Source organism: Pseudideonella sakaiensis (assembly GCF_048320135.1).
In the GTDB taxonomy this organism is placed as follows: Bacteria; Pseudomonadota; Gammaproteobacteria; order Burkholderiales; family Burkholderiaceae_C; genus Ideonella_A; species Ideonella_A sakaiensis_A.
The window spans coordinates 5,569,366-5,583,483 of sequence record NZ_CP182947.1 but is presented as its reverse complement, the minus strand read 5'-3'; the positions used below and the strand labels follow the sequence as shown (position 1 = coordinate 5,583,483).

Below are 14,118 nucleotides of genomic sequence, written 5' to 3'. Positions count from 1 at the left end.
ACGCTGCTCCCAGCCGATATCCTCCTCGCCGACGTCCGCCTGGCGCCCGAAGACGCCGCCGCTTCCTCAACGGCGTCCGCCGCCGCCTGCCACTTTCAGATGCCCCCCACGTGCGCGTCACGGCCCGGAGCCAAAAGCCTTCCTCGGCAGCGGCCACATCTCCGCCGGCGGCGAACTGATCAGCGACCGGCTGTTGAGCCCTGTCGAAGTGCAGGGTCTGCTCGACCAGCCTTTCCGGCGCTCGGCAATGCATAGAGCGCTGGCCATCCCCGTCTGTACCTTACTCCTCGGCGCCACCCAACATGCAAAACGCGGCCACAAAGCCGCATGTTCTCTCCCCAAACCCGCCTCCCGCACCCCACCGCAGCATTCCCCCACACCCCTGCAAAAGGCGCCCCGATAAATCGTGGCAGAACGCCAGGTGCTTCTCAAATCAGCTACGTATGCATCGCCGAGCAGATTCGAAATATCGCCATCATCGCCCACGTCGACCATGGCAAGACCACGTGGTCGACCAGATGCTGCGCCAGAAGCGCACCTTCCGCCAGAACGAGAAGGTGCGCCGCCGCGACCTACAGCAACGACCTCGAAAAAGAGCGGGGCATCACGATCCTGTCGAAGAACTGCGCGGTCGAGTGGAAGGGTACCCACATCAACATCGTCGACACCCCGGGCCATGCGGACTTCTCGGTGTGGTGTCGAGCGGGTGCTGTCGACGCAGCGCGCCGCTGCTGGTCGACGCCGTCGAAGGCCCGATGCACACGCTTCGTCACGAAAAAGGCGTGGCGTCGGCCTGGAAGCCGATCGACTCGTCAACAAGGTCATGCCCCGGCGCCCGCACCGACTACGTGATCAACGCCACCTTCGACCTGTTCGACAAACTCGCCAACCGAAGACCAGCTCGACTTCCCGGTCGTCTTCGCCTCCGGCGGCTGGGCGACGCTGGAAATGCGACCGGAACGGATTTTGCCCCTCTGTTCGATTCGATGCTCGAACACGTCCCCGCCCACGACGAGCCCGAACCCGCTACAACTGCAGATTCTGCTCGCTCGACTACTCCACGTATGTCGGCTTGCATCGGCATCGGCCGCGTCAACCAGGCACGCTGAAGCGATGCAGGTAAAGCTGGCCGTTACAGCAGCCGCGAACACGCCTTTCACGGCCGCATTTCAACCAGGTGCTGAAGTTCGAGGCCCTCGAGCGCCAGCAGGCCACCGAAGTGGGCCCCGGCGACATCGTGTTGATCAACGGCATCGAGAACATCGGCATCGGCGTGACCATCACCGAGATCGGCGCCACGTGGCCGACGCCTACCGTCCACGAGCCGACGCTGACGATGAATTTCCAGGTCAACAACTCGCCGCTGGCTGGCCGGGCAAGTTCGTCACCAGCCGGCAGTTGTGGACCGCCTGCAGCGTGAACTGCAGAGCAACGTGGCACTTAGGGTGACCGAGACGGACGAGGACGGCGTCTTCGAGGTTTCAGGCCGAGGCGAACTTCCTGCTGGAGACGATGCGCCGCTGAAGGCTACGAACTCGCCGTCAGCAAGCCCCGGGTGGTGTCGACCATGTCGGAGCCGATTGAGATGGTGACGGCTGATGTCGAAGATCAGCACCAGGGTGCGGTGATGCAGGCGTGGCCGGTGGAGCGTTGCTCGACGACGATGATGGGGCGGCGGTCAACACGAGACGCGCGCGGCCTTATTGGTTTCCAGAATGAATTCTTGAACCTTACCCGTGCACCGGGTCTATCAGCAATATCTTCTCATGAAAGATGAGGCGTTCAAGGGAGATATCGCAGGTCGCAAGAATGGCGTGTTGACTAACCAGGTCACCGGCGAGGCGGTGACCTATTCCCTCGGCAAACTCGATGATCGCGGGCGCATGTTCGTCAAGGCCGGCGATCCATTGAAGGCATGGTGATCGGCATCCCTTGCACAACGATCTGTAATCGTGAACGCGGTGCGCGGCAAGCAGCTGACCAACTTCCGCGTGTCTGGCAAGGAAGACGCGATCGATCTACGCCGCCGATCCAGCTGACGCTAGAGTATGCCGTGGAGTTTATTGCCGACTCGATGAACTGGTGGAAATAACCCCCAAAAGCATCCGATCCCAAGTGGTCATCTGAAAGAGGTAACCATCCAAGAAGGCCTCGCGAGACGCCGCCTGATCACTCCCCTGTCCTGTAGGACGGTCGGCCGCGATTCCTCACTGAACATCACCTATGGATCTGGACAACTCTACGGCCTTGGTTACGTCGGTTTGCCCCTCGCCGTGGAATTTGGCAAGAAGCGGCCAGTCATCGGCTTCGATATCAACGCAGCCCGCGTACAAGAACTGACCGAAGGCTGCGACCATACGCTGGAGTGCACAAGCGAAGACCTATTCGGCTCGGCAACTATGCTTCAGTTGCGAGCCCGAAGATCTCACGAAAAGCTGCATTTTCATCACGGTTCCGACGCCTGTGGACAAGGCTAATCGTCCTGACATGGCGCCGCTATTCAAGGCCAGCCGGACTGTTGGAAAGGTGCTGAAAACTGGGAGACGCAGTCATCTATGAATCCACCGTCTATCCCGGGGCCACGGAGGGCTGCCAAGTGAAGCGGGACCAAGGCTTCTGCCACAGCCGAGCGGGATCAACCCAGGCCAACATGCTCACGACGATCAAGAAGATCAGCGGCAGCACCCCTGACGTGGCCGACGGCTGTAGATGCCCTTGATGGTCAGACGATCACGGCAGGCACCTACAAGGCCACCAGCCTGAAGGTGGCCGAAGCCGCCAAGGTTATCGAAAACAGCCAACGCGACCTCAATATCGCCTTCGTTAACGAACTGTCGGTGATCTTCTGATAGGATAGGCATCGACACCTTGGAAGTTCTCGAAGTGCCGGCAGCAAGAACTCCTCGCCGTTCAGGCCAGGCATGTCGGTGGTCACTGCATCTGGCGTAGACCCATCACGCCTTACCCACAAGGCTGAAGAACTGGGTTACCACCCACAAGTCATCCTTGCTGGCCGGCGAATTAATGAGCAACATGGCGCGCTACGTAGCGCGCAACACCATCAAGCGCATGCTGCAAAACGGCATGGATGTCGAATCGGCGCGTGAGGAATTACCTTCAAGGAAACGGTCCCGACATCCGCAACAGCAAGGTGGTGGATTTAGTGCGCGAATTCAGAACATGGGGTGCGGACGTAGTGGTTGCGGACCCGTGGGCCGATGAAGAGGAAGTTGCCAATGAGTATGGCCTTCGCCTTGGCAGTGTCGATGCGACAATTGCAGTAGATGCCCTTGTCGTGGCGGTGGGTCACGCGGAGTTTGACGGGCCACACCATCAGATTTGCGGGCATTTTGCCGAGGCTACAGCCCAGTGCTGGCAGACGTTAAGAGCCTATATGACCGGAAAACTGCCGCTGCGGCCTATTCACGGTTTTCCGCCTCTAACAATCCGACTTTCATCAATTAGACCTCGCCTCGTTGGGCGCCGCGGCTATATCGCGCCGCGCCACATGGAAGCTATTAAAGCCACCTGCAGTACTGAATTGGTCGCGGCCTACGACCCTCATGACTCGGTCGGAATCATCTTGACAGCCATTTCCCCGATGCCGACTTTTTCGACCGAGTTCGAACGCTTCGACCGACACTGTCCATAAACTCCGACGTGCTACAAAAGGCGGGCAATTGATTATATCTCGATTCTTGCTCACGACGTCTCAATGACTCCACGTCGCGTTTGCGAAAAGCCCCTCGGAATATCGACGGACTTCTAGAAATCGAACGCGATACGGGGCATAAGGTAAACACAATCCTGCAACGCGCGCATCCCGCGATCGTCTCGCTGCGAATATAGATTTGAAAACGAATTGCGCCAATCAAACACGAAGTTGACCTCACCTACATTACCTCGCGTGGTACTTGGTATCTACAGAGTTGGAGGGGTGATCCAAAAAGTTAGGAGGGATTGCAACGAACATAGGGGTGCATTTCTTCGATATGCTCCATTTCGTTTTCGGGGAACTGCAGGACAACGTGGTCCACTTCATCTCTCCGATACAAAAGCCGCCGGGTATCTTGAATATCAGAAAGCGAGAGTCCGATGGTTTCTATTCGGCAACGTGGTCATCCAGCTATCTATAGAAACCATCGGACTCTCGCTTTCTGATATTCAAGATACCCGGCGGCTTTTGTATCGGAGGTCAAGTGGACCACGTTGTCCTGCAGTTCCCCGAAAACGAAATGGAGCATATCGAAGAAATGCACCCCTATGTTCGTTGCAATCCCTCCTGACTTTTTTGGATCGCCCTTCCAACTCTGTAGATACCAATTGCCACGCGAGGTAATGTAGGTGAGGTCAACTTCGTGTTTGGATTGGCGCAATTCGTTTTGAATCTTCTCTCGCAGCGAGACGATCGCGGGATGCACGCGCAGTTGCAGGATTGTGTTTACCTTATGCCCCGTATCGCGTTCGATTTCTAGAAGTCCGTCGATATTCCAAGAGTTGAGGACGAGGGGCTTTTCGCAGATTGCATCCGCCCCCGAACGCAACGCAAAACGCATGTGCGAATCATGAAGATAGTTGGGTGAGCAGATCGAGATATAATCAATTGCCCGCCTTCCCTTAGCGCGTCGGAGTTTATCGACATGTCGGTCGAAGCGTTCGAACTCAGTGAAAAAGTCGGCATCGGGGAAATGGCTGTCGATGATTCCGACCGAGTCATTAGGGTCGTAGGCCGCGACCAATTCGTGTCCGGTGGCTTTAATAGCTTCCATGTGGCGCGGCGCGATATAGCCGGCGGCACCGACGAGGGCGAAGTATTTCATCTGATGAAAGTCGGATTGTTAGAGGCGGAAAACCGTGAATCCGGCCGCGGCGGCAAGTTTCCGGTCATATAGGCTCTTAACGTCTGCCAGCACTGGGCTGTAGCCTCGGCAAAATGCCCGCAAATCTGATGGTGTGGCCCGTCTGAACTCCGCGTGACCCACCGCCACGACAAGGGCATCTACTGGATTTGTCGCATCGACACTGCCAAGGCGAAGGCCATACTCATTGGCAACTTCCTCTTCATCGGCCCACGGGTCCGCAACCACTACGTCCGCACCCCATGTTCTGAATTCGCGCACTAAATCCACCACCTTGCTGTTGCGGATGTCGGGACAGTTTTCCTTGAAGGTAATTCCTAGCACGCCGATTCGACATCGCGGCACGTCCATGCCGTTTTGCAGCATGCGCTTGATGGTGTTGCGCGCTACGTAGCGCGCCATGTTGTCGTTGATTCGCCGGCCAGCAAGGATGACTTGTGGGTGGTAACCCAGTTCTTCAGCCTTGTGGGTAAGGTAGTAGGGGTCTACGCCAATGCAGTGACCGCCAACCATGCCTGGCCTGAACGGCAAGAAGTTCCACTTGCTGCCGGCCGCTTCGAGAACTTCCAAGGTGTCGATGCCTATCCTATCGAAGATCACCGACAGTTCGTTAACGAAGGCGATATTGAGGTCGCGTTGGCTGTTTTCGATAACCTTGGCGGCTTCGGCCACCTTCAGGCTGGTGGCCTTGTAGGTGCCTGCCGTGATGATCTGGCCGTAGAGGGCATCTACGGCGTCGGCCACGTCAGGGGTGCTGCCGCTGGTGATCTTCTTGATCGTCGTGAGCGTGTTCACCTTGTCGCCTGGGTTGATCCGCTCCGGGCTGTAGCCGCAGAAGAAGCCTTCGTTGAACTTTAGACCGCTTTGCGCCTCCAGCACCGGAACACACACTTCCTCCGTGGCCCCGGGATAGACGGTGGATTCATAGATGACTACGTCTCCCGGTTTCAGCACCTTTCCAACAGTCCGGCTGGCCTTGATCAGCGGCGCCATGTCAGGACGATTAGCCTTGTCCACAGGCGTCGGAACGGTGACGATGAAAATGCGGGCTTCGCGTAGATCTTCGGGCTCGCAACTGAAGCATAGTTGCCGAGCCCCGATCAGGTCTTCGCTTGTGCACTCCAGCGTATGGTCGCAGCCTTCGGTCAGTTCTTGTACGCGGGCTGCGTTGATATCGAAGCCGATGACTGGCCGCTTCTTGCCAAATTCCACGGCGAGGGGCAAACCGACGTAACCAAGGCCGATGATGGCAATTGTTTTGTTGTCCAGATCCATAGGTGATGTTGAGTGAGGAATCGCGGCCGAAGCCGCTCCTACAGGACAGGGGAGTGATCAGGCGGCGTCTCGCGAGGCCTTCTTCCGATCGTGCTCCTTCAGATGACGCTTGCGGATGCGGATGCTTTTGGGGGTTATTTCCACCAGTTCATCGTCGGCAATAAACTCCACGGCATACTCTAGCGTCAGCTGGATCGGCGGCGTAATCTTGATCGCGTCTTCCTTGCCAGACACGCGGAAGTTGGTCAGCTGCTTGCCGCGCACCGCGTTCACGATTAGATCGTTGTCCCGACTGTGGATGCCAATCACCATGCCTTCATACAATGGATCGCCGGCCTTGACGAACATGCGCCCGCGATCATCGAGTTTGCCGAGGGAATAGGTCACCGCCTCACCATCATCCTGACTTATCAACACGCCATTCTTGCGACCTGCGATATCTCCCTTGAACGCCTCATACCCATCAAAGATATTGCTGATCAACCCAGTCCCACGGGTAAGGTTCAAGAATTCATTCTGGAAACCAATAAGGCCGCGCGCCGGGATGCGGTACTCCAGCCGCACCCGCCCCATCCCATCCGGCTCCATATTGACGAGTTCGCCTCTCCGCTCGCCCATCGCCTGCATCACCGCACCCTGGTGCTGATCTTCGACATCAGCCGTCACCATCTCAATCGGCTCCAACCGGTCACCGTTCTCATCAGTGCGGAACACCACCCGGGGCTTGCTGACAGCGAGTTCGTAGCCTTCGCGGCGCATCGTCTCCAGCAGAATCGTCAGGTGCAGTTCGCCTCGGCCTGAAACCTCGAAGACGCCGTCCTCGTCCGTCTCGGTCACCCTAAGTGCCACGTTGCTCTGCAGCTCACGCTGCAGGCGGTCCCACAACTGCCGGCTGGTGACGAACTTGCCTTCCCGGCCAGCCAGCGGCGAGTTGTTGACCTGGAAATTCATCGTCAGCGTCGGCTCGTCGACGGTCAGCATCGGCAGCGGCACCGGGCGCTCGATCTCGGTGATGGTCACGCCGATGCCGATGTTCTCGATGCCGTTGATCAACACGATGTCGCCGGGGCCGGCTTCGGTGGCCTGCTGGCGCTCGAGGCCCTCGAACTTCAGCACCTGGTTGATCCGGGCGTTGAAAGGCGTGCTGTCCGGGCCGCTGTAGACGGCCACTTGCTGCATCGGCTTCAGCGTGCCCTGGTTGACGCGGCCGATGCCGATGCGGCCGACATACGTGGAGTAGTCGAGCGAGCAGATCTGCAGTTGCAGCGGGTCTTCCGGGCTGCCGTCGTGGGCGGGGACGTGTTCGAGCATCGAATCGAACAGAGGGGCAAGATCCGTTCCCGTGACGCCTTTTTCCAGCGTCGCCCAGCCGTTCAGGCCGGAGGCGAAGACGACCGGGAAGTCGAGCTGGTCTTCGGTGGCGCCGAGTTTGTCGAACAGGTCGAAGGTGGCGTTGATCACGTAGTCGGTGCGGGCGCCGGGGCGGTCGACCTTGTTGACGACGACGATCGGCTTCAGGCCGAGCGCCAGCGCCTTTTTCGTGACGAAGCGGGTCTGCGGCATCGGGCCTTCGACGGCGTCGACCAGCAGCAGCACGCTGTCGACCATCGACAGCACCCGCTCGACCTCACCGCCGAAGTCCGCATGGCCCGGGGTGTCGACGATGTTGATGTGGGTACCCTTCCACTCGACCGCGCAGTTCTTCGACAGGATCGTGATGCCCCGCTCTTTTTCGAGGTCGTTGCTGTCCATCACGCGCTCGGCCACCTTCTCGTTCTGGCGGAAGGTGCCGCTCTGGCGCAGCAGTTGGTCGACCAGCGTGGTCTTGCCATGGTCGACGTGGGCGATGATGGCGATATTTCGAATCTGTCGGGAAGTCATTACGTAGCTGATTTGAGAAGCACCTAGCATTGTCCGCGATTTATCGGGGCGCCTTCCAGGGGTGTGGGGGGAATGCTGCGGTGGGGGTGCGGGAGGCGGGTTTGCGGGAGAGAACATGCGGCTTTGTGGCCGCGTTTTGCGTGTTGGGTGGCGCCGAGGGATCGCGGCTGAAGCTCCTACGGAAGAACGGGGATGGCCAGCGCTCTATGCATTGCCGAGCGCCGGGAAAGGCTGGTCGAGCAGACCCTGCACTTCGACAGGGCTCAACAGCCGGTCGCTGATCAGTTCGCCGCCGGCGATGTGGCCGCTGCCGAGGAAGGCTTTTGGCTCCGGGCCGTAGACGCGCACGTGGGGGGCATCTGAAAGTGGCAGGCGGCGGCGGACGCCGTTGAGGAAGCGGGCGGCGTCTTCGGGCGCCAGGCGGACGGTCGGCCAGTCGGCGAGGAGGATATCGGCTGGGAGCAGCGTTGCATCGCGGGTGGGTTCGTCCATTTGCTCGAGTTGGGCGAGGGTCAGGGCGGTGACCAGGGTCAGCGGGCCGGTTTCGGTGCGGCGCAGGGCGGCGAGATGGGCGCCGCAGCCGAGTGCCTTGCCGATGTCTTCGGCGAGCGTGCGGATGTAGGTGCCTTTGGAGCAGCGGATGTCGAGGGTGATGAGGGCTGGTGCCTCATTCGCGCCGATTGCCGTAGGAGCGGCTTTAGCCGCGATTGCAGGTGCAGCACCAGCCCGAATCGGGGCTGAAGCCCCTCCCACAGTCATTCTCTCAACCGAGCTTTTTGCAGCAGGCTGGGCGGGCTTTGTGGGAGGGGCTTCGGGCCCGGTTGCTGCAGCTGCACCAGCCTGAATCGGGGCTGAAGCCCCTCCTACGGGCAGTCCACCGTTCAGGCTCTCCGCAGTAGCCTTGGCCGGCTCTGTGGGAGGGGTTTCAGCCCCGATTTCTCCACCAGCCACATCCAGCACCTTGATCGAGAAGATCGTCACCGCCCTCGCCTCGCGCTCGACCTCGATGCCGGCTCGGGCGTATTCGTAGAGGGCCTTGCCGTCGCGTTTCAGCGCGGAATACATCGGCGGCAGTTGCTTGATCTGGCCGACAAACCGCCCGCACACCGCCTCGATATCGGCAGGGCTGATCGGTCTGCCGTCGGGCATCTGCACCGGGCGGGTTTCCAGCACCTCGCCTTCGGCATCTGCCGTCGTCGTCGTCACGCCGAGGCGCAGCGTCGCGGTATAGCGCTTGTCGGCGTCGAGGCTCACCTGTGAAAACTTCGTCGCTGCGCCGAAGCAGAGCGGCAGCAGGCCCGTCGCAAGTGGGTCCAGAGTGCCGGTGTGACCGGCCTTTTCGGCGCGGAACAGGCGTTTGACCTTCTGCAATGCGTCGTTGCTCGACAGGCCGAGCGGCTTGTCGAGCAGCAGCACGCCGTGGACGGGACGGCGGGGGATGCGCGGGCGGGATCGGGGGGCGGATTTCATGCGGCGAGGCAGGACTGGGGTACCGCTGCGCTTGCCGCGGTGTGGTTGATTCTTCTATTGGGGAAGTGGCTTGAAGGCGCGATTCGTTGCCCAGCCCCGGAGGGAATCGCGGCTGAAGCCGCTCCTACAGGCCGAGGCAGCGTATACAGGGCGCTTGACTAACCTACTGGACTAAGTCCATGATGCTTCCATGAGCACCATTGTCAACGTTCACGAGGCGAAGACCCATTTCTCACGCCTGCTCGATATGGCCCATGCCGGGCAGGAGATCATCTTGGCAAAGGCTGGCAAACCCTACGCCAGGTTGGTGCCGCTGGAGCGCGCCCCGGCCCGACGGCAACCGGGCCGGTTGCCGGGGAGGCTCGGCGACAGTTTTTTCGACGCGTTGCCAGATGAGGAGTTGCATGCCTGGGAGGAGTGAGTGAGCGAGCAAGTCGGCCAGTTGCGTCTCTTGCTCGATACGCACGCCCTGATCTGGTGGTGGACCGACGACCCGCGACTGTCGGCCGCCGTGCGCAGCGCCCTGATGGACGAAGCGAACGAGATCTTTGTCAGCGCGGCCAGCGCCTGGGAAATTGCGACCAAGCAGCGCCTCGGCAAATTGCCTGGGGTGCCGGAGGCTGCCACGCGACTTGTCGAACTGCTCAATGCCGACGGCTTTACACCGCTTGCAATCGATCAACGACATGCCTTGCGAGCCGGCTCCTGGCCAATCGAGCACCGTGATCCATTCGACCGGATGCTGGCTGCGCAAAGCGAGCTGCAAGGATTGACGCTGGTCAGCTGCGATGCGGCGCTATCGGCATTTGGGTGCAGGATGTTGTGGTGAGGTTCAGCCCTTCGCACAATTCTCAATCCTTCGCCTGCGTCGAATTCGCCTGCTTGATCAGTTCGTTCAGCTCGGCAGCCCGCTCTGTCGTGCGGTCGAACAGGAAGTGCAGCGTCGGCACGGTGTGGATCTGCAGGCGTTTGAAGAGGCCGTTGCGCAGGAAGCCTGCCGCCTCGTTGAGGCCGGTTTCGGACTCCTGCGGGTCGCCGATCAGCACCGAGAAGAAGACCTTGGCATGGGCGTAGTCGGGGGTCACCTCAACCGCGTGGATCGTCACCATGCCGATGCGCGGGTCCTTCAGCTCGCGGATCAGCTCGGCCAGGTCACGCTGGATCTGGTCGGCGATGCGGAAGCTGCGGTTGGGGATGGCGCGTTTGTTTCGCATGGCGTTTTGCTCCTTTGGCAGAGTCTTTGGGTGTTTATAAAGGCAAACCCCGCCAGCTTTGGGGGTGGCGGGGTTTGGGGGTGCAGTTCGGTCGAAATCGGAAGCAGCAGATGCAGGGGCCTATGGTCGCATGGTCGGCCCCTCACCCCGGCTCTCTCCCCGGTGGGGAGAGGGGGTGATGAGGCTGGGTGTGCGAACGGGCGGCTGCTCTGCGGGTGGCATGGCTGTGGGAGGGGCTTCAGCCCCGATTTTTATCTATCCCAGAGCCTGAATCGGGGCTGAAGCCCCTCCCACAAATGCAGCCCTCCCACAATGGCCGCCCCTTCCACAAGGGGTAGCCCATCCCAAAAATGCACCCCCGGCCTTACAGCGTCCGCGCCACTTCCTTGACTTCGAAGAACTCGAGTTGGTCGCCTTCCTTGATGTCGTTGTAGTTCTTCAGCTTGATACCGCACTCGAAGCCGGCGGCCACTTCCCGGACGTCGTCTTTGATGCGGCGGACGGACTCGACTTCGCCGGTGTAGACGACGACGTTTTCGCGCAGCAGGCGGAAGCGTGCACCGCGGCGGACGACGCCGGCGGTGACCATCGAGCCGGCGACCGTGCCGATCTTCGATGCGACGAAGACGGTGCGGATCTCGGCGGTGCCGATGACTTCTTCCTTCTGCTCCGGCGCCAGCATGCCGGTCATCGCGGCCTTGACCTCGTCGACGGCGTCGTAGATCACGTTGTAGTAACGCAGATCGACGCCATTGCCTTCGGCGAGCTTGCGGGCCTGCGCATCGGCGCGGACGTTGAAGCCGATGATCACGGCCTTCGACGCGATCGCGAGGTTGATGTCGCTCTCGCTGATGCCACCGACCGCAGCGTGCACCACCTGCACCTTGACCTCGGCGGTGCTGAGTTTCAGCAGGCTCTGGACCAGCGCCTCCTGCGAACCCTGCACGTCGGCCTTGACGATCAGCGGCAGCGCCTGCGCCTGGCCTTCGCCCATCGTCTCGAACATGTTCTCGAGCTTGGCGGCCTGGCGCTTGTTCAGCGTCACTTCACGGTATTTGCCCTGGCGGAAGGTCGCGATCTCGCGAGCGCGGCGCTCGTCGGCCAGCACGATGAACTCGTCACCGGCTTGCGGCACCTCGGTCAGGCCCTGGATCTCGACCGGCAGTGACGGGCCGGCCTCGTCGATCGGCTTGCCGTTCTCGTCGAGCATCGCCCGCACCCGGCCGAAGCTGGAGCCGGCCAGCACGACGTCGCCGCGCTTCAGCGTACCGCTTTGCACCAGCACGGTGGCGACCGGGCCACGGCCCTTGTCGAGCTTGGCTTCGATCACCAGGCCCTTGGCCATCGTGTCGACCGGCGCCTTCAGCTCCAGCACCTCGGCCTGCAGCAGCACCGCTTCCAGCAGGCTGTCGATGCCCTGCCCGCTCTTCGCGGAGACCGGAACGAACGGCGAATCGCCACCGAATTCCTCCGGCACGACTTCCTCGGCCACCAGCTCGCTCTTCAGGCGTTCCAGGTTGGCTTCGGGCTTGTCGATCTTGTTCATCGCGACGACCAGCGGCACGCCGGCGGCCTTCGCGTGGCTGATCGCTTCCTTCGTCTGCGGCATCACGCCGTCGTCGGCAGCGACCACCAGGATCACGATGTCGGTCGCCTTCGCACCACGTGCCCGCATCGCGGTAAACGCCGCGTGACCCGGGGTGTCGAGGAAGGTGATCATGCCCCCCGGCGTATCGACGTGGTAGGCGCCGATGTGCTGGGTGATGCCGCCCGCCTCGCCGGCGGCCACTCGTGCCCGGCGGATCTGGTCGAGCAGCGAGGTCTTGCCATGGTCGACGTGGCCCATGACCGTGACGACCGGCGCACGCGGCAGCATCTCGTGATCGCCTTCGTCCTCGTTTTCCTCCTCGAGGAAGGCGTCCGGATCGTCGAGCTTGGCGGCCATCGCGGTGTGGCCCATCTCCTCGACGACGATCATCGCCGTTTCCTGGTCGAGCTGCTGGTTGATCGTAACCATCTGGCCCAGCTTCATCAGCTGCTTGATCACCTCGCTCGCCTTCACGCTCATCTTGTGCGCGAGGTCGGACACGCTGATCGTCTCCGGCACGTGCACTTCCTGCGCCTGGAATTCGACCGGCGCGACGAAGGTCGACTGCGAGCTGTCGTTGCGGTCGCCACGGCGGCCGCCACGCGGCGCACGCCAGCCCGGACGGCCACCGCCACCGGAATCGTTGCGCGTCTTCAGGCCACGGCGCTTGGCGGCGTCATCGGCCCAGCTCGACGACAGCTTCTCGGACTTCAGCGACTTCTTGTCGCCCGGCTTGCCGGCAGCAGGCACTGCACCCGGCGCACCGGCCGGCTTGTGGATCGTGCCCTTGATGCCTTCCTTGCCGGCTTCCGGCTTGGCAGGCTCTTCCTTCTTCGCGGTCAGCACGCGCTTTGGCGCGTTCATCATCGCGCGGATCGCGGCGGCTTCGTCTTCAGCGGCCTTGCGGCGCTTGGCGAGCTCGACGCTGCGCTGCTTTTCCTCGTCGACGACGTCGGCAGCCTTGATCACGCGCAACGGGCCCTTCGGCGCCTCCAGCGGGGTCGGCGCCGGCGTCGGCGCCGGATTGATGTCGGCGGCCACCGGGCTGGCTTCGCCCGGCTTCGCGGCGTCGCGCGCCGGCACCGGCTTCGGCTCTTCCTCATCGGCGGCCTTCGGCGCGGTTTTTGCGGCGCCGCGGTTGCGCGCGCTGGCATTCAGCGCAGCGGCCTCGGCTTCGGCGGCAGCGCGCGCCTCGGCCTTCGCCTTTGCGGAACGGGCGGGCTTGGCGGCCGGCTTGCCTTCTTCCTCAGCCGGCTTCGCCTTCGCGGTTTCCACCGCGGCGGCAGCCGCGGCTGCGGCGTCGGCCTGCGCCTTCTCGGCGGCCTCGCGCTCGCGCGCCTCGGCGGCTTCGCGCTCGGCGCGGGCAGCGTCGTCGCGCGCCTTGCGCTGGGCGGCCATTTCAGCCTCCTGCTGGCGCAGCGCCTCGGCCTGCTTCTCGGCCTCGGCTTCGCGGCGGGCGAGTTCGGCTTCGGCGTCGGCAGCGGTCTGCTCCTCGACACCGCTCGGCACGTCATCGCGCTTGATGAAGGTGCGCTTCTTGCGGACTTCGACCTGGATCGTGCGGGCCTTGCCGGAGGCATCGGCCTGCTTGATCTCGCTGGTCGACTTGCGCGTCAGCGTGATCTTCCGGCGCTCACCGCCGGCGGCAGTGCCGTGGCTGGTGCGCAGGTAGTCGAGCAGGCGCTCCTTGTCGACTTCGGTCAAGGCGTCGTCCGTCGACGCCTTGCCGACGCCAGCCTGCTGCAGCTGCTCCAGCAGTGCGGTGGCGGAGCGGTTCAGCTCGGCGGCGAGTTGTGCGACGGTGGTCACGGCCATTGTGTACTTTCCTTGC

Annotated in this window: 12 protein-coding genes and 2 pseudogenes; 8 read left to right on the top strand and 6 right to left on the bottom strand. The window is 61.8% G+C overall.

The genetic code is table 11. The features are described 5' to 3' along the window. Nucleotides 1–327 precede the first annotated feature (327 nt). The 6 genes and pseudogenes from ACNH6H_RS25495 to ACNH6H_RS25470 all read left to right on the top strand — a co-directional run bounded on the left by ACNH6H_RS25495 (nucleotide 328) and on the right by ACNH6H_RS25470 (nucleotide 4,136). Nucleotides 328–852 (top strand): GTP-binding protein, encoded by a 525-nt coding sequence (locus ACNH6H_RS25495; RefSeq protein WP_418321125.1) that lies wholly within the window; start codon nucleotides 328–330, stop codon nucleotides 850–852. After that, nucleotides 849–1,109, top strand: coding sequence for a hypothetical protein (locus ACNH6H_RS25490; RefSeq protein WP_418321123.1), 261 nt, complete (start codon nucleotides 849–851; stop codon nucleotides 1,107–1,109). Before ACNH6H_RS25495 ends, ACNH6H_RS25490 begins: the two co-directional genes overlap by 4 nt. Nucleotides 1,110–1,177: 68 nt before the next feature. Further along, nucleotides 1,178–1,420, top strand: a complete 243-nt coding sequence (locus ACNH6H_RS25485; RefSeq protein ID WP_418321121.1) for a hypothetical protein — start codon at nucleotides 1,178–1,180, stop codon at nucleotides 1,418–1,420. Between the two features lie 346 nt (nucleotides 1,421–1,766). Continuing rightward, nucleotides 1,767–1,922, top strand: a complete 156-nt coding sequence (locus tag ACNH6H_RS25480; RefSeq protein ID WP_418321120.1) for a hypothetical protein — start codon at nucleotides 1,767–1,769, stop codon at nucleotides 1,920–1,922. 288 nt (nucleotides 1,923–2,210) lie between these two features. Next, nucleotides 2,211–3,443: pseudogene (locus ACNH6H_RS25475) on the top strand (nucleotide sugar dehydrogenase). A gap of 549 nt (nucleotides 3,444–3,992) precedes the next feature. Beyond that, a complete protein-coding gene (locus tag ACNH6H_RS25470; RefSeq protein WP_418321491.1) occupies nucleotides 3,993–4,136 on the top strand; it encodes a hypothetical protein in 144 nt (47 codons plus the stop codon). Here ACNH6H_RS25470 and ACNH6H_RS25465 read toward each other — a convergent pair. From ACNH6H_RS25465 to truB, 4 genes and pseudogenes are all read right to left on the bottom strand, one after another. Continuing rightward, nucleotides 4,134–4,820, bottom strand: a pseudogene (locus tag ACNH6H_RS25465) (Gfo/Idh/MocA family protein); the annotation flags it as partial. The gene ACNH6H_RS25470 and the pseudogene ACNH6H_RS25465 sit on opposite strands and share 3 nt — an antisense overlap. Nucleotides 4,821–4,838: 18 nt before the next feature. Beyond that, on the bottom strand, nucleotides 4,839–6,134 hold the full coding sequence (locus tag ACNH6H_RS25460) for a nucleotide sugar dehydrogenase (protein WP_418321118.1): 1,296 nt from the start codon (nucleotides 6,132–6,134) through the stop codon (nucleotides 4,839–4,841). 57 nt (nucleotides 6,135–6,191) lie between these two features. Further along, the gene (gene typA, locus ACNH6H_RS25455; RefSeq protein WP_418321117.1) at nucleotides 6,192–8,015 is read right to left on the bottom strand and encodes a translational GTPase TypA; all 1,824 of its coding nucleotides are present in this window, start codon (nucleotides 8,013–8,015) and stop codon (nucleotides 6,192–6,194) included. Nucleotides 8,016–8,219: 204 nt separating this feature from the next. Beyond that, entirely contained in the window at nucleotides 8,220–9,431 is a 1,212-nt protein-coding gene (gene truB, locus ACNH6H_RS25450; RefSeq protein WP_418321115.1) for a tRNA pseudouridine(55) synthase TruB, read from the bottom strand. Nucleotides 9,432–9,675: 244 nt separating this feature from the next. Between truB and ACNH6H_RS25445 the strand changes: the two genes are divergently transcribed. Next, on the top strand, nucleotides 9,676–9,906 hold the full coding sequence (locus ACNH6H_RS25445) for a type II toxin-antitoxin system Phd/YefM family antitoxin (protein WP_418321113.1): 231 nt from the start codon (nucleotides 9,676–9,678) through the stop codon (nucleotides 9,904–9,906). Next, nucleotides 9,907–10,314: a type II toxin-antitoxin system VapC family toxin gene (locus tag ACNH6H_RS25440; RefSeq protein WP_418321111.1), complete on the top strand. Its 408-nt coding sequence runs from the start codon at nucleotides 9,907–9,909 to the stop codon at nucleotides 10,312–10,314. Nucleotides 10,315–10,336: 22 nt separating this feature from the next. Here the strand turns inward: ACNH6H_RS25440 and rbfA are convergent, their stop codons facing one another. Further along, nucleotides 10,337–10,699, bottom strand: coding sequence for a 30S ribosome-binding factor RbfA (gene rbfA, locus ACNH6H_RS25435; RefSeq protein WP_418321109.1), 363 nt, complete (start codon nucleotides 10,697–10,699; stop codon nucleotides 10,337–10,339). A 364-nt stretch (nucleotides 10,700–11,063) separates the two neighbouring features. Further along, nucleotides 11,064–14,102 (bottom strand): translation initiation factor IF-2, encoded by a 3,039-nt coding sequence (infB, locus tag ACNH6H_RS25430; protein ID WP_418321107.1) that lies wholly within the window; start codon nucleotides 14,100–14,102, stop codon nucleotides 11,064–11,066. Nucleotides 14,103–14,118 lie beyond the last annotated feature (16 nt).